14 protein-coding genes are annotated in these 19,905 nt (G+C 66.8%); all 14 read right to left on the reverse strand.

The window, feature by feature from the left end:
* Positions 1 to 51: 51 nt before the first annotated feature.
* Positions 52 to 858 (reverse strand): endonuclease/exonuclease/phosphatase family protein, encoded by an 807-nt coding sequence (locus GDH07_RS12000; protein WP_022644259.1) that lies wholly within the window; start codon positions 856 to 858, stop codon positions 52 to 54.
* An 84-nt stretch (positions 859 to 942) separates the two neighbouring features.
* Entirely contained in the window at positions 943 to 1,701 is a 759-nt protein-coding gene (locus GDH07_RS12005) for a PIG-L deacetylase family protein (RefSeq protein ID WP_085597506.1), read from the reverse strand.
* 356 nt (positions 1,702 to 2,057) lie between these two features.
* Positions 2,058 to 4,223, reverse strand: a complete 2,166-nt coding sequence (glgX, locus tag GDH07_RS12010; protein ID WP_152897659.1) for a glycogen debranching protein GlgX — start codon at positions 4,221 to 4,223, stop codon at positions 2,058 to 2,060.
* A 97-nt stretch (positions 4,224 to 4,320) separates the two neighbouring features.
* Positions 4,321 to 4,617, reverse strand: coding sequence for a DUF2934 domain-containing protein (locus GDH07_RS12015; protein WP_152897660.1), 297 nt, complete (start codon positions 4,615 to 4,617; stop codon positions 4,321 to 4,323).
* Positions 4,618 to 4,638: 21 nt separating this feature from the next.
* Entirely contained in the window at positions 4,639 to 7,413 is a 2,775-nt protein-coding gene (locus tag GDH07_RS12020; RefSeq protein WP_152897661.1) for a malto-oligosyltrehalose synthase, read from the reverse strand.
* The gene (gene malQ, locus GDH07_RS12025) at positions 7,410 to 9,491 is read right to left on the reverse strand and encodes a 4-alpha-glucanotransferase (protein ID WP_152897662.1); all 2,082 of its coding nucleotides are present in this window, start codon (positions 9,489 to 9,491) and stop codon (positions 7,410 to 7,412) included. The genes GDH07_RS12020 and malQ overlap by 4 nt, the downstream gene beginning before the upstream one ends.
* The gene (gene treZ / locus GDH07_RS12030; protein WP_152897663.1) at positions 9,491 to 11,275 is read right to left on the reverse strand and encodes a malto-oligosyltrehalose trehalohydrolase; all 1,785 of its coding nucleotides are present in this window, start codon (positions 11,273 to 11,275) and stop codon (positions 9,491 to 9,493) included. Before treZ ends, malQ begins: the two co-directional genes overlap by 1 nt.
* Before the next feature lie 14 nt (positions 11,276 to 11,289).
* On the reverse strand, positions 11,290 to 12,855 hold the full coding sequence (gene glgA / locus GDH07_RS12035; RefSeq protein ID WP_152897664.1) for a glycogen synthase GlgA: 1,566 nt from the start codon (positions 12,853 to 12,855) through the stop codon (positions 11,290 to 11,292).
* 596 nt (positions 12,856 to 13,451) lie between these two features.
* Complete coding sequence (locus tag GDH07_RS12040; RefSeq protein WP_053130345.1) at positions 13,452 to 13,886, reverse strand: YqaA family protein; 435 nt, start codon at positions 13,884 to 13,886, stop codon at positions 13,452 to 13,454.
* Positions 13,883 to 14,332, reverse strand: coding sequence for a DUF411 domain-containing protein (locus GDH07_RS12045; protein ID WP_152897665.1), 450 nt, complete (start codon positions 14,330 to 14,332; stop codon positions 13,883 to 13,885). Before GDH07_RS12045 ends, GDH07_RS12040 begins: the two co-directional genes overlap by 4 nt.
* Before the next feature lie 131 nt (positions 14,333 to 14,463).
* Entirely contained in the window at positions 14,464 to 15,363 is a 900-nt protein-coding gene (locus tag GDH07_RS12050; protein ID WP_152897666.1) for a copper resistance protein B, read from the reverse strand.
* A complete protein-coding gene (locus GDH07_RS12055) occupies positions 15,360 to 17,141 on the reverse strand; it encodes a copper resistance system multicopper oxidase (RefSeq protein WP_152897667.1) in 1,782 nt (593 codons plus the stop codon). Before GDH07_RS12055 ends, GDH07_RS12050 begins: the two co-directional genes overlap by 4 nt.
* A 154-nt stretch (positions 17,142 to 17,295) precedes the next feature.
* Positions 17,296 to 17,751 carry an SRPBCC family protein gene (locus GDH07_RS12060; RefSeq protein ID WP_152897668.1) on the reverse strand — a complete coding sequence of 152 codons (456 nt, stop codon included), beginning with the start codon at positions 17,749 to 17,751 and terminating at the stop codon, positions 17,296 to 17,298.
* A gap of 77 nt (positions 17,752 to 17,828) precedes the next feature.
* Positions 17,829 to 19,823 (reverse strand): methyl-accepting chemotaxis protein, encoded by a 1,995-nt coding sequence (locus tag GDH07_RS12065; RefSeq protein WP_152897669.1) that lies wholly within the window; start codon positions 19,821 to 19,823, stop codon positions 17,829 to 17,831.
* Between the last annotated feature and the right edge of the window lie 82 nt (positions 19,824 to 19,905).

The following is a 19,905-nucleotide window of genomic DNA, read 5'->3' on the forward strand; positions in this document are numbered from 1 at the left end:
CCCTGTCCGTTACAGAGCATGCATCAGTCTCATTGCGGCGCCAGTGCCGGATCAGCAATCCGGATGTACGGCAGGTTCCGGCAGGTGGACTTCCACCGCCAGGGGCAGGTGGTCGGAGAGGTGGGTCCAGGGTTTGTTGCCCAGGATCTGCGGGCTGTGGCTGCCGGCGTTGCGCAGGTAGACCCGGTCCAGGCGCAGTAGCGGCCAACGTGCCGGATAGGTGCGGGCCGGGCGGCCATGATGGCGTTCGAAGGCTTCGTGCAGGTCGTTGCGCCGGCCCAGGATGCTGTTGCCGCGCAGCTGCCAGTCGTTGAAGTCACCGGCGATGATCACCGGGGCCTGCCCGGGCAGGGATTCGAGCAGTTGGCAGAGCAGGGCCAGCTGTAGCTGCCGGTGGCTTTCCAGGAGGCTCAGGTGCACGCAGATGGCATGCACTTCGTCGTGGCCAGGCACATCCAGCACGCAATGCAGCAGGCCCCGGCGCTCGGGGCCGGTGATCGATACATCGAGGTTGCGATACTGGCGGATGGGGAATTTCGACAGCACGGCATTGCCGTGATGGCCGTCGGGATACACCGCGTTGCGCCCGTAGGCATAGTCGCTCCACATGCTGTCGGCGAGGAACTCGTACTGCGACTGGGAAGGCCAGTTGTCCAGGCGCGAGGCGTGGCGGCCATGCTCGCCCAGCACCTCCTGGAGGAACACCAGGTCGGCCTGGGTGCTGCGCACCGCTTCGCGCAGCTCGGGGAGGATGAAGCGCCGGTTCAGGGCGGTGAAGCCCTTGTGGGTGTTGACCGTCAGGATGCGCAACCGCTGGGTGGCCCCGTGGGGCACTGGCCGGGTGGAATCGCTGTTCACGCTCGCTCCTGTGAAATCAGTGGCGGTTACTGCTTGGGACTGATGACCGGCGCTGGCGTTCAGCTGGATTCCACCCGGACCGCGCTACATGAGGATGATCTCGTAGGGCAGGCGCATGCGCTCCAGCACGATGGGCGACAGCGACGGCTGCAAGCCGATCTCCGGCTCGCCCTGCAGTTGGCTGGCGTAGGCATGGGCGGCGTGGCGCTTGCGGGCCACGGTCCAGGTGTCCAGGCGCAGCTTGCGCGCGCGTTGCCAGGGAATCTGGTGCTCCTCGCGGGCCGAGCTGTGCCAGGCCCACACGGGGATCTCGCAGAACCTTGCCCCCACTTGCGCCGCGGCCTTGGCGGCAGCCCGGCCGACGGCCTCGTGATCGAGGTTGCCGTCTTCGCGCCAGGTACTGAACACCACATCCCCGGGGCGCAGGTAGCGGCTGATGAAGGGCACCAGCTGCTGCTCGCGCTCGCTCAATGCGCTGTCGGCGAACCCGCCGCGAATCCATTTCAGGCTATGCAAAGGCAGGCCCAGGCGGCGCAGGGCCTCGGCGCTTTCCTGGGGCCGGAACACACTCAGGCGGCGTTCCGGCCAGACCTCGGACCCGGGGTGGCTGGCGCTGCCGTCGCTGACCGAGATCAGCTCCAGGGGGTGGCCGTGGTGGGCCAGCACTTGCAGTAGGCCGCCACTGGCAATCACTTCGTCACCGGGATGCGGAGCCACCATCACCGCCCGGGAACCGGCCGGTACCAGGTTGGCAAGATTGATGGCTGGGACCTCGGCCAGGTTATGGGCGCTGTTCCAGATCTGGCTGGGCCAGCTGTTATCTATTGCGGATATGGCTTTCATAACGTGATACATCCCTGTTTCCGGGTCGTATGCGAAAAGCTGAACGAGCGTTCAGCATCGGCCCTGGGTTTGCACGCACGCTGATTCCATGGCACCTGCCTCAGCGTGAAGTACCGGTGTCCCATCCCTTTGGAACGCCGTGATAGCTGCGCAATCATACTCAGCCCGGCGCCGTCCACACAGGGGGCGCCAGGATAATTTGTCGATTGCGGTCCGCTTGATAGGGTAGACGTATTTCGTTACCGGGTATGTCGTCCTGACGAATATCGTCCCCGAAAAGCCCCAGGCGTCCCCCAAGACTCTGTCCCAAGGCGTTCCCAGGCCGGCCCGGCAGGCCCCGCCAGCCTGGGTTGCGGCTATTCCTGATCCTCGTGCTGGAGCTCGAAGAACAGCAGCGAACGCCCGGTCACCGAGTATTCATGGCCGAAATCCAGGCGTTCCTGGCCGCGCACCGCCGGCTGGTTGGTGTCGAGCATGCATGTCCAGAATTCCCCGGCCGGCACTTGCGGCAGGCGGAAATTGACGATGTCGTGGTGCGCGTTGACCACCAGCAGCACCGTGGCGTCGGCGCCCGGGCGGCGGATGCCGGTTTCCTGGGCGCGGCCATCGAGCAGCATGCCCAGGCACCGGCCATGGGCATCCTGCCAATGCTCGGTGGTCATCTCGCTGCCGTCGGGGGCCAGCCAGGTCACGTCCTTGACCCCGATGTCCTCGTTGTAGTTGCCCACCAGGAAGCGCCCGCGCCGCAGGATCGGATAGCTCAGGCGCAGCTTGACCAGGCGCTTGACGAACTTGAGCAGCGACTTGCCATCTTCGTCCAGGTCCCAGTTGACCCAGCCGATCTCGCTGTCCTGGCAATAGGCGTTGTTGTTGCCGTGCTGGGTACGGGCGAACTCGTCGCCGGCCACCATCATCGGCGTGCCCTGGGCCAGCAGCAGGGTGGCGAAGAAGTTGCGCATCTGGCGCAGGCGCAGGGCGTTGATCGCCGGATCGTCGGTGGGGCCTTCTGTCCCGTGATTCCAGGACAGGTTGTTGTTGCTGCCGTCCTGGTTGTTCTCGTCGTTGGCCTCGTTGTGCTTGTCGTTGTAGGACACCAGGTCGTGCAGGGTGAAGCCGTCGTGGGCGGTGATGAAGTTGACCGAGGCGTACGGGCGGCGCCCTCGCTGGTTGAACATCTCCCCGGAGGCGGTCATGCGCCCGGCGAAATCCGCCAATTGGCCGTCATCGCCTTTCCAGAAGGCGCGCACGGTGTCGCGAAAGCGATCGTTCCACTCCATCCAGCCCGGCGGGAAGCGCCCCACCTGGTAACCACCCGGGCCGCAATCCCAGGGCTCGGCGATCATCTTCACCTGGCGCAGCAGCGGGTCCTGGCGGCAGGCCACGAGGAAGCTGTGGCGCTCGTCGAAGCCATCGTGATAGCGCCCGAGAATGGTCGCCAGGTCGAAGCGGAAACCATCGACGTGCATCTCGCCGGCCCAGTAGCGCAGCGAGTCGGTGACCATCTGCAAGACGCACGGATGGCTCAGGTCCAGGGTGTTGCCGGTCCCGGAATCATTGATGTAGAAGCGCTTGTCGTCGGGCATCAGGCGGTAGTACGAGGCGTTGTCGATACCACGCATGGACAGGGTCGGACCCTGCTCGTTGCCCTCGGCGGTGTGGTTGTAGACCACGTCCAGCAGCACCTCCAGGCCGGCCTCGTGCAGGTGCGCGACCATCTCCTTGAACTCGGCGATCTTGCCGCTGGCCAGGTAGCGCGGGTCCGGGGCGAAGAAGGCGATGCTGTTGTAGCCCCAGTAGTTGGTCATGCCTTTTTGCAGCAGGTGCTGGTCGTTGACGAAGGCGTGGATCGGCAGCAGTTCCACCGACGACACCCCCAGGCTGCGGATGTGCTTGAGCACGTCCTCCGCCATCAGCCCGGCGAAGCTGCCGCGCAACTGCTCGGGAACCGCCGGGTGGCGCATGGTGAAGCCACGGACATGGGTCTCGTAGATGATGGTCTTGTCCCAGGGCACGCTGACGCGCTGGTCGTTGCCCCAGGTATGGGCCGGGTCGATGACCTTGCACTTGGGCACGAAGGGCGCGCTGTCGCGCTCATCGAAGCTCAGGTCGGCATCGGGGTGGCCGATGGTGTAGCCGAACAGTGCCTCGGACCACTTGAGCCCACCCACCAGTTGCTTGGCATAGGGGTCGATCAACAGCTTGTTGGGGTTGAAGCGATGGCCATTGACCGGATCGTAGGGACCGTGCACGCGGTAGCCATAGACCAGCCCGGGATGGGCGTCGGGCAGGTAGCCGTGGAAGATCTCGTCGGTGTATTCCGGTAGCTCGATGCGCTCCAGCTCCACCTCGCCGGCAGCGTCGAAGATGCAAAGCTCGACCTTGGTGGCATTGGCCGAGAACAGGGCGAAGTTGACGCCCAGGCCGTCCCAGGTGGCGCCCAGGGGGAAGGGCAGGCCTTCACGGATGCGCGAGGGCTCGCCGTCGGGGCCTGCGGTCGGGCTGTGCTTGGTGGCTGTACTCATGGTTGCTCCTGCAATGAGATGGGTGGAACAGGCGCGAACGCGATCATTGCGACACGGGTGGTGTCACAACGCCAAGGGGGGCCGGCTGCGTAAGGTGTCAGCTGGCGGGCGGCTTGCGTGGTGCCCGGGGCTTCTTGGCCACGGCCGGTTTCTCTCCCGGCGGCAGCACTGCGGTGGCCGACTTGGCCTTGGGCTTGAGCGCCGCCTTGCTGCCGGGCTTGGCGGCCGCCGGCTTGGCCTGCGTGACCTTGGGCGGCTTGGCCGGGGCCAGGGCTTCGGCCTCGGCGAGCTTGCAGGCCATTTCCCAATGGCGTTGTTCCTGGCCCTGGGGTTTTCCTTCCGACTCCCAGATCTGGTAGGCGAACTCACGAATGCGTTTATCGTCGGTACTCATCGCAATGCTCCCGCGCTGGATTCAATGGTCGATCAAGAGGTTCAACGCGAAGTCCCGCAGGACCTCGGCGAGCATCAGCTCCCTGTGGGCTGTGACTGTCGCGTTGGCAAAAAGTCCATTCAGATTGCGCCCCGGGGCGGCGAACGGCAGTTGCACCCGGGTATCGCCCCAGAGCGCGGCATCCAGGTGCGGCAGCGGACTGTCACCGAGCAGCCCGGCGACCCGTACCGGCACCAGTACCAGCGCTCGCTGCTGGCGGTATTCGCGCAGGAAGGCCAGGACCTGGCCGGCCCGCTGCCCGAGGACCTGCAGCGGCTGGTAGCTGCCATGGCGGAACAGCTGCGGATGTTGCCGGCGCAGCTCCAGGGTGCGGGCGATCAGGCCTTGCTTGATGTGGCCGGTGTGCCATTGGGCCAGCCACTGGGCCGCCGTGGCCGGCTGTTCCAGGGCCTGGCGCCGAGCCTGGTAGTCCACCGGCCGGCGGTTGTCCGGGTCCACCAGGCTGAAGTCCCAGAACTCATTGCCCTGGTACAGGTCGGGGACCCCAGGCACGGTCAGGCGCAACAGGGTCTGCGCCAGGCTGTTGAGGGCGCCGGCGGGGGCGATGGAGCGGGCCGCGGCGGCGATCGCTTGGCGCAGCTCCAGGCCCTGGGGCGCGAGCAGCAGGTTCTCGACGAAGGCCTGCACGGCCTCTTCGTATGGCGGGTTGGGGGCGGACCAGCCGCTGTGCAGCTTGGCCTCGCGCAGGGCCTTGAGCTGCCATTGCCAGATGCGCCGGGCATATTCCTCCAGGGCCGGGCCCGCGTTGGCCTGCAGGTCCAGGGGCCAGCTGCCCAGCAGGCTCTGGTAGAGAATCAGCTCGTCCGCCGCCGAGGGTGCATCGGCGCTGGCGCGCAGCGGCACCGCCAGGGCTCGCCAGTGGGCCACTTGCCGGGCATACCAGGTGGCGCGTTCGCTGAGCACCGCCAGCCGGGCCCGGCTGTCCTCGCCGCGTTTGTGATCATGGGTGGCGGTGGCCAGCAGGTTGTCGGGAAAGTTCTCCAGGCGTTCGCTGCAGGCCTGGTGAAACGCCGCCAGTGGCGCACTGAAGGCCTGGGGATCGAAGCCGACGTCGTTGCGCGCCAGCAGCACTGCCGAGCGATAGAAGGCGGTGTCTTCCACGGCCTTGGCCGCCGCGGGGGAGGTCAGTTGCTGGAAGCGCACCCCGGCATGGCGCAGCAGGCTGCGGGCCGGCCCTGGTGGCACCTGGCGCCAGCCCTGGCCGCCGAGCCAGCGGTCCAGGTAATCCAGAACCGGCCAGTCGGCTTCGCTGAGGCTGGCCCGGGCGCCTTCCAGTGCTTGCTGGAAAAAGCGCTGGTCCTGGGGCCCGCGGCCGCATCCGCCGATATAGGTGCGGTACACCGGGAAGTGCACGATCAGCTCCTGCAAGGCCCGGCGGATGGCGCCCAGGGTCAGGTCGCGGCTCATCAGGTCCAGCCGTGCCACTTGCAGCAGGGCCTGGGCCACGCTTTCGAAATCCCCGGCCAGGGAACCATTGAGGATCTGCTGGCGGGCCAAGCGCGCCTCGTCGACGAACTGCGGCGAGCGCTGGCTGTGCTGGCTCCAGAGTTCGGCCAGGGGTGCCTGGCCGGCCGGGTCCAGTTGCAGCAGCGATAGCTGGTTCATGAACTCGTAGCCAGTGCTGCCGTCGACCCCCCAGTCGCGATGCAGGGTTTCCCCGGCACCGAGGATCTTCTCCACATAGATCGGCAAGTGCTCGCCGGGGCGCAGGCGGTCGACCCGGCGCCGCAGCTTGCGGCAGTAGCCCCGGGGGGCGGCCAGGCCGTCGACATGGTCGATGCGCAGGCCATCTACCAGGCGGCGCTGGATCAGCTCGAAGATCTTGCCGTGAGTGGCTGCGAATACCGCAGGCCGCTCGACCCGCAGGCCGCCCAGTTCGTTGATGTCGAAGAACCTGCGCCAGTTGATGTCGTCGGCAGCCGTGCGCCAGCTGGCCAGGCGATAGACCTGGCGCTCCAGCAACTGGTGCAGGCGTTCGAAGCCGGGAGCCTGCCGGGAGTCGTAGTCGGCAAGCTTGTGTGCCACGGCCTGGCGCAAGCCCGGTTGTTGCAGGGCCTCGCCCAGGGCCTGTTGCAAGGCCTGCGCCTGGGCGTGGGCATCGCTGTTGAAGCGCAGCGCGGCGAAGGCGTCGGCCAGGGGCTTCAAGGTTTCGGCCGCTGCGCCGTCAGCGTGCAGCAACTCTGCATAGTCGCCAGGGCAGATGGGGAAGCGATGCTCGTGGTGGCGGACATGGAACCCCCGCAAGTCATCGTCTAGATGCAATTGCAGACTGCCTTCCTGCAGCGCCTGGCCGTAGTCGCTGCCCAGGAACGGCAGCAGCAACTGGCCAGCCATCAGCGGATCGGAAGAGTGCCACTGGATATCGAAGAACTCGCCATAGGGGCTCAGGCGCCCCCAGCGCAGCAGGTCGAGCCACCAGGGATTGTCGCCGCCACCGACCGCCATGTGATTGGAGACGATATCCAGGATCAGCCCCATGCCGTGCGGGCGCAGGGCGGCCACCAGGCGCTCGAGCGCCGCTTCTCCGCCCAGCTCCGGGTTGACCCGGGTCGGGTCCACCACGTCGTAGCCGTGCATGGAACCGGCGCGGGCGCAAAGCAAGGGCGAGGCATAGAGGTGGCTGATGCCCAGGCGTGCGAAGTAGGGCACCAGCGGCACGGCGTCATCCAGGGTGAAGCCGTGGTGGAACTGCAAGCGCAGGCTGGCCCGCAATTCGCGGGACGGTGGCGTGTTCATCGGTCGCGCTCCTGGGCTTGGCGCCGGGCGCAAGCCAGTTGCTCCAGGCGCCGCGCGGCATCGTTGTCGTCCAGCAAGTGCCGGGCGCTGCCGGCCAGGCGGCGACGCCAATTGGGGTGGCCGGTGACAGTGCCCGGCAGGTTGGCCTGTTCGTCGATGCCCAGCGCATCCTCTAGCGGCAACAGCACCAGGGGCGCACGGGTATGGCCAAGGAAGCGCACGCTGGCGTCGAGCAACTGGTCGGTTTCATCCAGCGGTTCGCGAAAGTTCTGCGGGTCCCGGGCCAGGGCCTGGCGCAGCCCGTCGCGTTCGCGCTGGCGGTGTTCGCGCCAGTGCCTGGCCCCGGCGTCATCCACCAGTTCCAGGCGCTGGTTCCACTCTATGTCGCGGCCGTGCCACCAACCGGCCAGGGGCGGCAGGTCATGGGTGCTGGTGGTGGCCAGGGCGTTGTCCGGCCAGTCCAGGATCGGCTTGAAGTGACAGCCGTGGTCCTGCTCGAACAGCAGCACGCGCATGCCGAGGATGGCCCTTGCGGCGAGCTTTTCCCGCAGGCCGTCAGGCACGGTGCCCAGGTCTTCGCCGAGGACGATGGCCTGGTGGCGATGGGACTCCAGGGCCAGCAGGCGCAGCAGGTCGTCCACTGGGTAATACAGGTACGCACCGTCGCAGGGCGGGGCGCCCAGGGGAATCACCCAGAGCCGCTGCAAGCCCATGACATGGTCGATGCGCAAGCCGCCGGCATGGGCGAAGTTGGCCCGCAGCATCTCGATGAAGGCACGAAAGCCATTGCGTTGCAGGCCTTCGGGGGAGAAGGCCGAGATCCCCCAGCCCTGGCCCTGGCGGTTGAGGATGTCCGGCGGCGCGCCCACGGTCAGCTCGGCCAGCAACTGATCCTGGCGGCTCCAGGCCTGGCTGCCGCCACCGTCGGCGCCCACCGCCAGGTCGGCGATCAGGCCGATGCCCATGCCGCTGCTACGGGCCGCGCTTTGCACGCGCTCCAGGTTGCGTGCGATCAGCCATTGGCAGAACGCATGGAAGTCGATTTCCTCGGCTTGCTCCTCGGCCAGGCGTGCCAGTTCCGGGCTGGCCGGGTCGCGCCAGTACTGCGGCCAATGACGCCAGTCCGGATCTTCGCCACGGGCCACCCGCAAGGCTTGGATCGCTTCGAAGCGACAGTGGTTTTCCAGGGCCTCGCCGGCAGCCTGGCGATAGCTGGCGAAGTCCTGGTGCAGCGGGTGCTCGCCATGGCGGAAGCCCTGGTACAGCTCGCGTAGCACCTGCTGCTTGGCCTGGGCCGCTGCCGGCCAGTCGATCAGCGGTTGTTGCTCCAGCGCCTGCAACTGCGGGCCCAGGCCACAGGCCTCGATGGCGGTACGCCAGGCCCGTTCGCCGAGGATCGCCCCCGGGGCGGCGTACAGGCTGTTGAGGAACAACCGGCTGGAGGGCGAGTAGGGGCTGTAGCGCTGCGGATCGCAGCTGAACATCGCATGCAGCGGGCTGATGGCCAGGGCATCGGCGCCACGTTCGGCGGCCTGGCGGGCCAGCTCCTCCAGGGCCTGGGTATCGCCGAAACCGCCATCGCCGCTGCGGCGCAGGGCGTACAACTGCACCCCCAGGCCCCAGGCCCGCGGTGGTTGGTCGGCCACTGCGTCGGCCACGCTGTAGCAACGTTCGGGGGCCACGGCGAGGATGAAGCGTTCGTCCTCGATATCCACGCTGTGGTAGCCCACGGGCAGTTCCCCGGGCAACCGGCTTTCGTCATCCAGCTGCAATTGCCGGCTGCTGCCGTCTTCCAGCTGCACCCGGCACTGGGTCTGCGCCGGGAAATAACGGGCCAGGTCCAGGCCCTGGCCGACATCGGCAGTCAACAGTGGCGGCAGGTGCCGGCCCTGCTGCCGTTGTTGCAGTTGCTGCAGGCTGCGTTCGATCTCCTGGTCGTTGCCGGCCGGGTGGCCCAATCCGGCCAGCACCGCCCGCAGGACCCGGGGCTCGACCTTCTGCGGCCGGCCGTTGGCGTCGATCCAGTCCACCGCCAGGCCGGCGCGGCTGGCGAGTATTTCCAGTTGCGCATCGCTCATTAACGCTCTCCATCCGGGACTGTCGCAGGCTGCAGTTGCACCAGTGCGCTGAAGGCCGGCAACCAGCCCTGGCGCCAATGCTCCAGGGTACCTGGCGGGTGCTGGAACCATGGCTGGGCATCGGCCCCGGGCTGCAGTTCGACCCGGTGCGCGCTGAGGTTGAGGTCGATGCGCAGCAGGCTGCCATCGCCCAGGCGCCAGCGGGCGGTGAGGGCGCCCTCGGCCAGCACCTCGGCGCCCAGGGCACGGGACCCGGGCAGGCGCGACACCAGCTCGCGGTGGCGGATCCGCAGCAGTTCGCGGTACAGCGCCCGGGTGGCCTCGGCCTGCTCGCCGTCATGGCCCGGACGCGAGGCCTGGAAGGTCGACTGGGCATTGGGATCGGGAATGCGCTGGCGTTCTGAGGCATCGGCGAAGGCGCTGAAGGCGGCGAATTCGTCGCGCCGGCCCTGGCGCACGGCTTCGGCCAGCTCGCCCTGGTGGCTGGTGAAGAACAGGAAAGGCTCCTGCGCCGCCACTTCATCGCCCATGAACAGCAGCGGGATCATCGGTGCCAGCAGCAACAGCACCGTGGCCGCGTGCAAGGCTTGGGGTGGGGCCAGCTGGTTGAGGCGTTCGCCGAACGCGCGGTTGCCGATCTGGTCGTGGTTCTGCAAGAACAGCACGAAGGCACTGGGCGGCAAGTGGGCGCTGGGTTCGCCGCGCCGCCGCCCATGGCGGTCCAGGTGGCCCTGGAAGGCGAAGCCCTGGCCCAGGCAGCGCGCCAGCTGCTGGGTCGGCTGTTCGGCGAAGTCAGCGTAGTAAGCCTCTGTTTCCCCGGTGAGCAACACGTGCAGGGCGTTATGGCCGTCGTCGTTCCACTGGGCATCGAAGCCGTGCTGCAACAGGCTGGCCTGGTTCGCCTCGTTCTCCAGGTTGAGCCAAACCTGGCGGTCGCCAGGAACAGCCTCGCGCACCCGCTGGGCCAGCTCCTTCAGGAAACCCGGATCGTCGATGGCATGCACCGCATCCAGGCGCAGGCCGTCGAAACGGTAGTCCAGCAGCCACATCAAGGCGTTGTCGATGAAGAAGTCGCGCACCGGCCGGCGACGGAAGTCGATGGCGGCACCCCAGGGGGTCTGCCGGTCCTCGCGAAAGAATGCTCTGGCGTAGCGCTGCAAATAGTTGCCGTCGGGGCCGAAGTGGTTGTAGACCACGTCCAGGATCACCGCAAGACCCAGGCCGTGGGCCGCGTCCACCAGGGCCTTGAGTTGCTCGGGCGTGCCATAGGAGGCTTGCGGGGCATAAGGCAAGACGCCGTCGTAGCCCCAGTTGCGTTCACCGGGGAACTGCGCCAGGGGCATCAGTTCGATGGCCGTCACCCCCAGTTCCACCAGCGCCGGCAGCACCTGCTGTACTCCCTGGTAGCCGCCCAGCAAGCCCACGTGCAACTCGTAGATCACCGCTTCGGCCCAGGGCCGTCCGGCCCACTGTGGGTGCTGCCAGGCATAGGCCTGGGGATCGACCACCAGGCTGGGGCCATGCACGCCGCCGTCCTGGGCCCGGGACGCCGGGTCCGGCACTTGCAGTCGGTCGTCGATATTGAACCGGTAGCGGCTGCCCACCGGGCAGCGCACCTGGATCATGAACCAGCCTTCGGGCTGGGGCAGCATGGGCACGGACTGGCCGTTGCCCAGTTCCACGCTGACATGGTGCGCATCCGGGGCCCAGAGCGCGAAGCGGGTCCGTTCGGCGTCGAGCAGCACTGCGCCGTGGCGCAGACTGGATGGCGTGCTTGCGGGCATTGGTCAGGGCTCCCTTACCTGGCGGTGTAGCCCAAGGCCTGGGTCACCAGTTGCTCGTAGAGTTCGGCATAGGGTTCCACCGCCTGGCACCAGTTGAAGGGCGCGGCCATGGCCCGGCAGCGCATGGCATGCAGCAGCGCGGGCCGGGCGAACACCTGGAAGGCGCGCTGCAAGGCGGCCTGGTAGCTGGCCACGCTGGACTCGTCGAACAAGAAGCCGGTGACACCGTCGTCGATGGTGTCCGCCAGGCCGCCGGTGTTGCGCGCCACCGGCAGCGAGCCGAAGCGCTGGGCATACATCTGGCTCAGGCCGCAGGGCTCGTAGCGCGAGGGCATGAGCAGGAAGTCGCTGCCGGCGAACATGCGCCGGGCATCGGTCTCGTTGAAGCCGATGTGCACGCCGACGCGGCCGGGGAAGCGCCGGGCCAGCTCGCGCATGGCTTGTTCTTCCTCCGGTTCGCCGCGGCCGATGATGGCGATCTGGCCGCCCGCGTCGACGATGAACTCGGCCACCGCTTCGGTCAGGTCCAGGCCTTTCTGGTAGACCAGCCGCGATACCACGGCGAACAACGGTCCGGCGCTTGGCTCCAGGCCGAACAGCTGGCGTACGTGGGCGGCGTTGACGGCCTTGCCATCCCAGTCGCCGATGCCGAAGGGGCAGAACAGGTGCGGGTCGGTGGCGGCGTCCCAGCTTTCGTCGATACCGTTGGGAATGCCGCTGAGCAGGCCTTGCTGGGTCTTGCTGGCCAGGAAGCCGTCGAGCCCGCAGCCGAAGTCCGGGGTAGTGATCTCCCGGGCGTAGGTGGCGCTCACCGTGGTGATGTGGCTGGCATAGGCCATGCCCGCCTTGAGGAACGACAGCTTGCCGTAGAACTCCATGCCTTCTTGTTGCAGGGCGTGCTCGGGGATGCCCAGTTCCGGGCAGCAGGCCAGGCTGACCACGCCCTGGTAGGCCAGGTTGTGGATGGTGAACAACGTCGGGGTGCGTTGGCCGCGCCAGTGCATGTAGGCCGGTGCCAGGCCGGCGGGCCAGTCGTGGGCATGCACCAGGTCCGGGCACCAGTGGATCTGCGCCAGGTTGGCGGCGATATCGGCGGCGGCCAGGCCCAGGCGGGCGAAGCGAATATGGTTGTCCGGCCAGTCGCGGCCGTTGTTGGCGCCATAGGGCGTGCCTTCGCGCTCATAGAGCTCGGGGCAGATCAGCACGTAGATCACCAGGCCGTCGGGCATGTCCATGCGACCGATCTTGCAGGCCGGCAGCGCGGCATGGCCGCCCAGTTCGCCGATGACGTGGATTGGGTTCTCGCTGTGCAGGACCTGCGGATAGCCGGGGATCAGCACCCGTACGTCGTGCAGATGGGCCATGGCCCGGGGCAGGGCGGCGGAGACGTCGCCCAGGCCGCCGGTCTTGACCAGGTCGGTGAGCTCCGAGGTGACGAACAGCACCCGCTTGCGGTTGGGGTTCTGGTGGGCCAGCGGCAGTATCGTCTTGCTCCCGGGGAGCGGGACCAGGGAATGGCTGCGTCCACCGGCCTGCTGCGGAATGGGTTCTCCCTGGGTATCCAATACGGCGCTGATCATATGTCTCTCCCGTGTCGTCGATCTGTTTTGGCGTATTGCACGCCGTGCCGGCCGGTTCCTGTGGCCGGGCACGAACGCATCGCACTTCGATCAGCCCGTGCTGCCCGAGTGCTGAAGCAGAATGGATGGAGGAGTCGCTGCAAGGAATGCACCAGCGGCAGCGGCCCTACCTTTACCCTGACCCTGGGCCGGAACGAAAAGTTTCGACTTTTTTCCTGCCGCTGTGACTGCCTGGTCACGATGCGAGAGCCAGTCTAGGACAGAAGCCTTGGCGGTGCCGGACGGGGTTCGCGTTTCGCCGTGGCGCCAGGCAGGACATGGGGTTGCAGCCGACGAAAGGTCGCCCGCGCAGGGTCTGGGGATGCCCGAAATGGGTGCGTCGAGCGCCAGGCGGTCCGTGATGGGGCATTGGGATCTTCGGGGCTGGCCCGGGTCGCGCGATGGCGGCCGCTGCACTCCCTATGCTGCCTGCGGCAGCGGCTACACGAAGCAGTCTGCGACCTCGCAACCTTTAGCCGCTGCTGAGACCGTGAAGCTGCGACAAGGTCCGCAAAGCCTTCGGCGGCCAGCCGGGAATCTACTGTGGAGCCTGGGGATCAGCCGATCCAGCCCAGGGTCAGCCAGGCCAGCACCGCATAACGCGCGCCCTTGGCCAGGCTGACGATCAGCAGGAAGCGCTTGAGCGGCTCGCCCATCACCCCGGCCACCAGGGTCAGTGGGTCGCCGATCAGCGGCAGCCAGCTCAGCAGTAGCGACCAATGCCCGTAGCGCTGGTAATGCACCCGGGCCCGTTGCAGGTGACGCGGGCCGACGGGGAACCAGCGGCGGTCCTTGTAGTGCTCCAGGCGCTGCCCCAGCCACCAGTTGACCAACGAGCCGAGGACATTGCCCAGGGTCGCCACCAGCCACAGGCCCAGCACCGACCATTGGCCGTTGAGCAGCAGGCCTGCCAGCAGCGCTTCGGACTGCAGCGGTAGCAGGGTGGCGGCGCCGAAGGCCGCCAGGAACAAGCCGAAATAGACGCCGATCAACGGGCCGGGTAGTCCGCGACCACCACGTCCCGACCTTCCTTGGTCAGGCCGATGACCTGGTAGGCGTCGGCGCCCATGCCGTCCATTTCCATGCCCGGCGATCCCATGGGCATGCCGGGAGCGGCGATGCCCAGCAGGTCATCGCGCTTGCGCAAGGCCAGGATCTGCTCGGCCGGCACATGACCTTCGACGAACTTGCCGTCGAGCACCGCGGTATGGCAAGAGGCCAGGCGCGGGGCCACGCCCAGGCGCTGCTTGACGCTGCTCATGTCGTTCTCGACATGGTCATGGACCTTGAAACCATTGGCTTGCAAATGCTCGATCCACTTTTTGCAGCAGCCGCAGTTGGCGTCGCGGTGCACATCGATGTCGATGGGGGCGGCGGCCTGGGCCAGGGAAGTGAATAGCAGGGCGGACAGGGCCGCCAGACGCAGGGTGGATTTCATCGGGAGTCTCGTGTGGATCGAAGGTGGCGCCCTGGGGGCTGCGCGAATCGCCGTGCATTTTGCGTTTTTTGCAGCGCCAGGAGCGAGGCTTGTGTATCAAGGTTATACAAGACACAGGCGGGCAATCGGGGTCAGAACCACAGGCGGACACCCAGTACCAGGCGTGCCTCGCTGCGTTTGTCGCCTTCGGCGCGGGCGTAATCGGCACTGCTGCCGTAGCTGCGGTTCCAGGTCACGCCCAGGTAGGGGGCGAACTGGCGATCCAGTTCATAGCGCAGGCGCAGCCCGACTTCGGTTTGCGCCAGGCCCGATCCCAGGCCCCGTTCCGGATCGTTGCGGCCATAGAGGTTGACCTCCATCGTGGGCTGCAGGATCAGGCGGTTGCTCAACAAGATGTCGTAGTCGCCCTTGAGGCGCAGGGCCGTTTGTCCGCCTTCGCCGAGGTAGGCGGTGACCTGGCTTTCGAAGTTGTACAAGGCCATGCCCTGCAGGCCGATGGCGGCCCAGGTCTGGGGCGAGGCGGGTTTGAAATCCTGGCGCACACCGCCGACCAGGTCCCACCAAGGGCCGATGGCATGGCCCCAGAGCGCCTCGAGCTCGATTTTCTCGCTGCGACCGTCGTTGCGTTCGCCTTCGCTGCGCAGCCACAGGCGATCGATATCGCCACCGATCCAGGCATTCATTTCCCAGGCCAGGGTACTGCCGCGGTCGGCATCCTGGTATTCCAGCTGGTTGATCAGCCAGAGCGAATTGATCGCCTGGTCATGGACACCATGGCCTGACACCTCGGGAAAGGCTGCGCGTCGATCGGCTTCGGTAGGCGTCGGGATCGGCGTCCGGCTGCGTTCCCGGGCTGGGGTAGGGGCCAGGTCGTGGGCGCCGTGATCCATGGTGGACATCGCGCCGGGCGCCATGCCGGGCATGCTCCGGTGGTCCATGCCGACAGGGTCGGGCGTGGCATTGGCGGCGCTGGCCACCAGGCCCAGGCCGAGCAGCAAGCCGGGTAACGGCGCAGCAGGCTGGCGCTTCATGACGGACTTCCTTCCTGGTCGATGCGTACTTCGCGGAACATGCCCATCTCCATGTGGTACAGCAGGTGGCAGTGATAGGCCCAGCGGCCCAGGGCATCGGCGGTGACCCGATAACTGCGGCGGGTGCCGGGGGGCATGTCGATGGTGTGCTTGCGCACCTGGAAGCGTCCCTGTTCGTCCTCCAGGTCGCTCCATACGCCGTGCAGGTGGATGGGGTGGGTCATCATGGTGTCGTTGACCAGGACAATCCGCACTCGCTCGCCATAGGCCAGGCGCAAGGGCTGGGCGTCGCTGAACTTGATGCCATCGAAGGACCAGGCGAACTTCTCCATGTGTCCGGTCAGGTGCAACTCGATGGTGCGGCTGGGCTCGCGGCCGTCGGGATCCTCGAAGGTGCTGCGCAAGTCGGCGTAGGTCAGCACCCGTCGGCCGTTGTCGCGCAGGCCGATCCCGGGGTCGGCGAGTTTTGGCGTCGGGTTCATGGTCTGCATGTCCACCAGCGGGTTGCCGCGCTCCGACGCCGGGTGGCGTTGCATCGGCGCCATCTCGCTGGCCTGGCTGTGGTCCATGCCCTGCATGTCGCCATGGTCCATGGCGGCCATCGGCTCGTGTCCCATTCCCGGCATGTCCCCCATGCCCGCGGGTGCCATGGCGCCGTGGCTCATGCCCATGTCGGCCATGCTCAGCAGTGGACGCGGATCCAGGGGCGGTACTACGGCGCCCAGGCCGTGGCTCACCGCCAGGGTGCCACGGGCATAGCCGGTACGATCCATGGACTGGGCGAAGACGGTGTAGGCCGGCTCGCGGCCGGGTTCCACCAGCACGTCGTAGGTCTCGGCCACGGCGATGCGCAATTCGTCGACGCTGACCGGGCGCACCTGTTGGCCATCGGCGGCGACCACCGTCATCTGCAATCCCGGGATGCGCACATCGAAGTAGCTCATGGCCGAGGCGTTGATCAGCCGCAGGCGCAGCCGTTCACCGGGCTTGAACAGCCCGGTCCAGTTGCTGCCCGGGGTCTGGCCGTTGAGCAGGTAGCTGTAGCTGGCGGCGCTGATGTCGGCCAGGTCGGTGGGGCTCATGTTCATTTCGGCCCACATCTTGCGATCAGCCAGGGTCGCGGCCCAGCCATCGCGGCCGACATCGTCGATGAAGTCGCCCACGGTGCGCTTGTGGTAATTGAAGTAGCCGGACTGCTTTTTCAGGATCTGCATCAGGCGCTGTGGTGCAAGGTCGCTCCAGTCGCTGAGCAGCAGCACATGCTCGCGATCGTACTGGAACGACTCCGGCTCCCGGGGATCGATCACCAACGGGCCATAGACCCCGGCCTGCTCCTGCAGTCCGGAATGGCTGTGGTACCAGTAGGTGCCGTGCTGGCGGACCTGGAAGCGGTACTCGTAGACGCTACCCGGGGCGATGCCGGCGAAACTCAGGCCGGGCACGCCGTCCATGTTGGCCGGCAGGAGGATGCCGTGCCAGTGGATCGAGGTGTCTTCCTCCAGGCGGTTGTTCACGCGGATGCTCACTGTATCGCCTTCGCGCCAGCGCAGCAGCGGGCCGGGCACGCCGCCATTGATGGTCATCGCAGTGCGCGGGGTACCGCTGAAGTTCACCGGCGTCTGGCCGATGTGCAGGTCGAACTGTCGACCGCGTATTTCCTGGGGCAGGCCAGGGTTGGCCCGGGGCCAGGCGGGGGAGTGCCAGAGGCCGCTGCCGGCCAGTGCGCCGGCGACGCCCAGGCCTTTGATCAAGCTGCGTCGTGTTGGATTGCCAAGCATGCCGAGTGAGTCCTATCAGTCCTGGGATTCAGGTTCAGGCAGAGACTAATCGGCGCTGGCTGTCAGCCAACTGAGGTTCAGGTTACAGATTTGTCAGCGTGGCTGATGGGGTATCGGGCCCGACCGTCGACGGTATCCGGGCCCAGGCGCTTGATCAGACAGGCGCTGCTTCGAGGAGGCGCTTGAGGTTGTCCAGGGCCTGCTCGCAACAGCGCTCCATGCGCGAGCGCAAGCCGCCGAGATTGAGGTCGGTGGAGTATTGCAGGCTGTGCTTGAGCAGGGTGCCGCCGCCCTGTTTGCGCAACTGGTAGTGGACGATGCCATCCAGGGGCGCAGAGCTGAACACGATCTTGAATTCCCTGGGCAGCACTGCGCACAGGACCCGGCAGCTCAGGTGTACCTGCAAGCCCAGCAGGTTGATGGTTTCGCTGAATCTGTGGCCGGCCGGCAGCGAGCCGCCCAGGCCGGTATCGGCACGCAGGGACCCGGGATGCCATTCGTGCCAGCGGTCAGGTTGGGAAAGGTAGTAGTAGACCGTATCGATGCTGGCGGCGATGTACCGCTGCTGGCTGATGTATTCGCCCGTCAGGTGGGGCTGGCGCTGGCCCATGATGCATGCACCTCCTTGTGGCCGGAGCTGCAAATATAGTCGCACTCCCGCGCTGGGGCGGGAGTGCGCTCGACCATTCAGCGGACTTTGAAGCGGCCCATCAGGGCACTGACCCGCTGGTTGGCCTGGACCAGGCTCTGGGTGTTGTGTTCACTGGCCTGGCCGCTTTGCAGCAGTTCCTCGACCATATGTCGGATGCTCACCATGCTGCGGTTGATTTCCTCGGTGACCGCGCTCTGTTGCTCGGCGGCGGTGGCGATCTGGGTGCTCAGGCTGTTGATCTGGCTGACCGAGCCGGCCATTTCATCCAGGCCCGAGTTGACCCGGGCAGTGGCATCGGCCGCCGACTGGCAGCTGGCCTGGGTGTTTTCCATGGCGCTGACCGAGGAGCTGACCCCCTGGGTCAGGCGAGTGAGCATCTCGTTGATTTCCGAGGTACTGGCCTGGGTACGGGCGGCCAAGGCGCGTACTTCGTCGGCCACCACGGCAAAGCCGCGCCCCTGCTCCCCGGCCCGGGCCGCCTCGATGGCGGCGTTGAGCGCCAGCAGGTTGGTCTGTCCGGCGATGGCGCCGATCACCCCGAGGATCTCGGTGATGCGCTGGGCATCTTGCTGCATGGCCTCGACCTTGTGGGTGGCGCTGGCCACTTCGTCGATCAGGGCGATCACGCTGCCGGACGCTTCGCCCACCACCACCCGCGAACGCTCGGCATGCTCGTTGGCGCGCTGGGTGAATGCCGCGGTTTCGGCGGCATTGGCCGCCACGCTGTCAGCGGTGGAGCTCATCTGGGTGATGGCGGTGACGGTCTGGTCGGTTTCCGAGGCGTGCCGGGCGAGGATCTGTCCGCTTTGCTCGCTGGTGCGTTGCAGTTGTTGCAGGCTGCCGGCCATGGCCTCGGTGGCCTGGGTCACCTCGCCGATCATGTCCTGCAGATAGATGATGAAGCGGTTGACCGAGTGGCCGATGGCCCCCAGCTCATCCTCGGCGCGGATGGTGATGCGCCGGGTCAGGTCGGCGTCGCCGGTGGCCAGGGTGTCGATGTTGGCCTTGAGGGCCTTCATGCGCTGCACCAACTGGCCGATGGCATAGACCTGCAGCAACACCAGCAGGATCACCATGGGCAGTTGCAGCAGGCCCAGGGTGCTCAGCACGTCGTCGCGCTGGGCGGTGATCAGGCGGTTGGGCAGGGCGCTGGCGAGGAACCAGGGGGTGCCCTCGATAGGCTGCATGAAGAAGGTGCTCGGTTCCCCGGCGTTGTCGAACTCCAGGCGCTGCAGGCCGCTGCCGCGATTGCCCAGGGCCTGCTGTACCTGGGCGACGAAGGCCGAACTGCTGGCCAGTTCGGCGATGTTCTTCAGGACGATGGGGCCGTTGATCCGCGAACTGTTGCTGATGATCTTGCCGTCGGCCTCGACGATCAGCATCTGCGCGCCCAGGGCCTTTTCCTGGGCGGCCACCAGGTCATTGAAGAAGCCCAGGGTCACGTCGATGGTGGCCACGCCATAGGGCACGCCGTCGCGGCTGATGGCCATGGCGCAGTTGGTGCGCGGTTCGGCGCTGGCATCGTCCTTGTAGGCGGCGGCCCAGGCGCATTGGCCCGGGGCGGTCCGCATGCCGCCCTTGTACCAGGGCTGGTCGTAGTAGTTGGGCGCTGCGTCGCTGTTCCAGAAGGTATTGACCTTGAGCTGGCCTGAGGCATCGCGGTGCCAGAAAGTGCTGTGCTTGGCGCGCCCGGGAGTGCGCTGGCCGGGCAGGGGCCAGATGCCGCCGCCGAAGACCTTCTGCTCTCCATACTGGTCCACCAGTCCCGGCAGGACCCGGTCGATGCTGTCGCTGTCGAGCAGGGCGACGGTCTGGGTAATGCTGCGTTGCTGGGCCTGGACCTTGTTCAGCTCACCCTGGATGCGTTGCGCCACTTCGGCGATGCGGTCCAGGGCGACCTGTTCTTCGGTCTGGCGCAACTTGGGAGCTACCAGTTGGCCGATACCCAGCACCGTGAGTACCAGCATCACGGCTATGAACAGGACCAGAAAGAGCGTGTAGCGGGCTTGAATCGTGCGCAAAGCGGGCATGGGACCTGTCCTTAACGAGCGTTTCTTATTCTTTGGGAGAGCTGCGCCTTATGCAGGGCATTAAGAACGTATCGGCGCCGGG

It is taken from the genome of Pseudomonas piscis (genome assembly GCF_009380155.1).
Classification (GTDB): domain Bacteria; phylum Pseudomonadota; class Gammaproteobacteria; order Pseudomonadales; family Pseudomonadaceae; genus Aquipseudomonas; species Aquipseudomonas piscis.

Bases quoted from the DNA above. Each gene is read 5' to 3' on its own strand.
- GDH07_RS12060 (WP_152897668.1), bottom strand. From the start codon at position 17,751: ATGGGCCAGCGCCAGCCCCACCTGACGGGCGAATACATCAGCCAGCAG.
- malQ (WP_152897662.1), bottom strand. From the start codon at position 9,491: ATGAGCGATGCGCAACTGGAAATACTCGCCAGCCGCGCCGGCCTGGCG.
- GDH07_RS12055 (WP_152897667.1), bottom strand. From the start codon at position 17,141: ATGCTTGGCAATCCAACACGACGCAGCTTGATCAAAGGCCTGGGCGTC.
- glgX (WP_152897659.1), bottom strand. From the start codon at position 4,223: ATGAGTACAGCCACCAAGCACAGCCCGACCGCAGGCCCCGACGGCGAG.
- glgA (WP_152897664.1), bottom strand. From the start codon at position 12,855: ATGATCAGCGCCGTATTGGATACCCAGGGAGAACCCATTCCGCAGCAG.
- GDH07_RS12020 (WP_152897661.1), bottom strand. From the start codon at position 7,413: ATGAACACGCCACCGTCCCGCGAATTGCGGGCCAGCCTGCGCTTGCAG.
- GDH07_RS12045 (WP_152897665.1), bottom strand. From the start codon at position 14,332: ATGAAATCCACCCTGCGTCTGGCGGCCCTGTCCGCCCTGCTATTCACT.
- GDH07_RS12015 (WP_152897660.1), bottom strand. From the start codon at position 4,617: ATGAGTACCGACGATAAACGCATTCGTGAGTTCGCCTACCAGATCTGG.
- treZ (WP_152897663.1), bottom strand. From the start codon at position 11,275: ATGCCCGCAAGCACGCCATCCAGTCTGCGCCACGGCGCAGTGCTGCTC.
- GDH07_RS12065 (WP_152897669.1), bottom strand. From the start codon at position 19,823: ATGCCCGCTTTGCGCACGATTCAAGCCCGCTACACGCTCTTTCTGGTC.
- GDH07_RS12005 (WP_085597506.1), bottom strand. From the start codon at position 1,701: ATGAAAGCCATATCCGCAATAGATAACAGCTGGCCCAGCCAGATCTGG.
- GDH07_RS12050 (WP_152897666.1), bottom strand. From the start codon at position 15,363: ATGAAGCGCCAGCCTGCTGCGCCGTTACCCGGCTTGCTGCTCGGCCTG.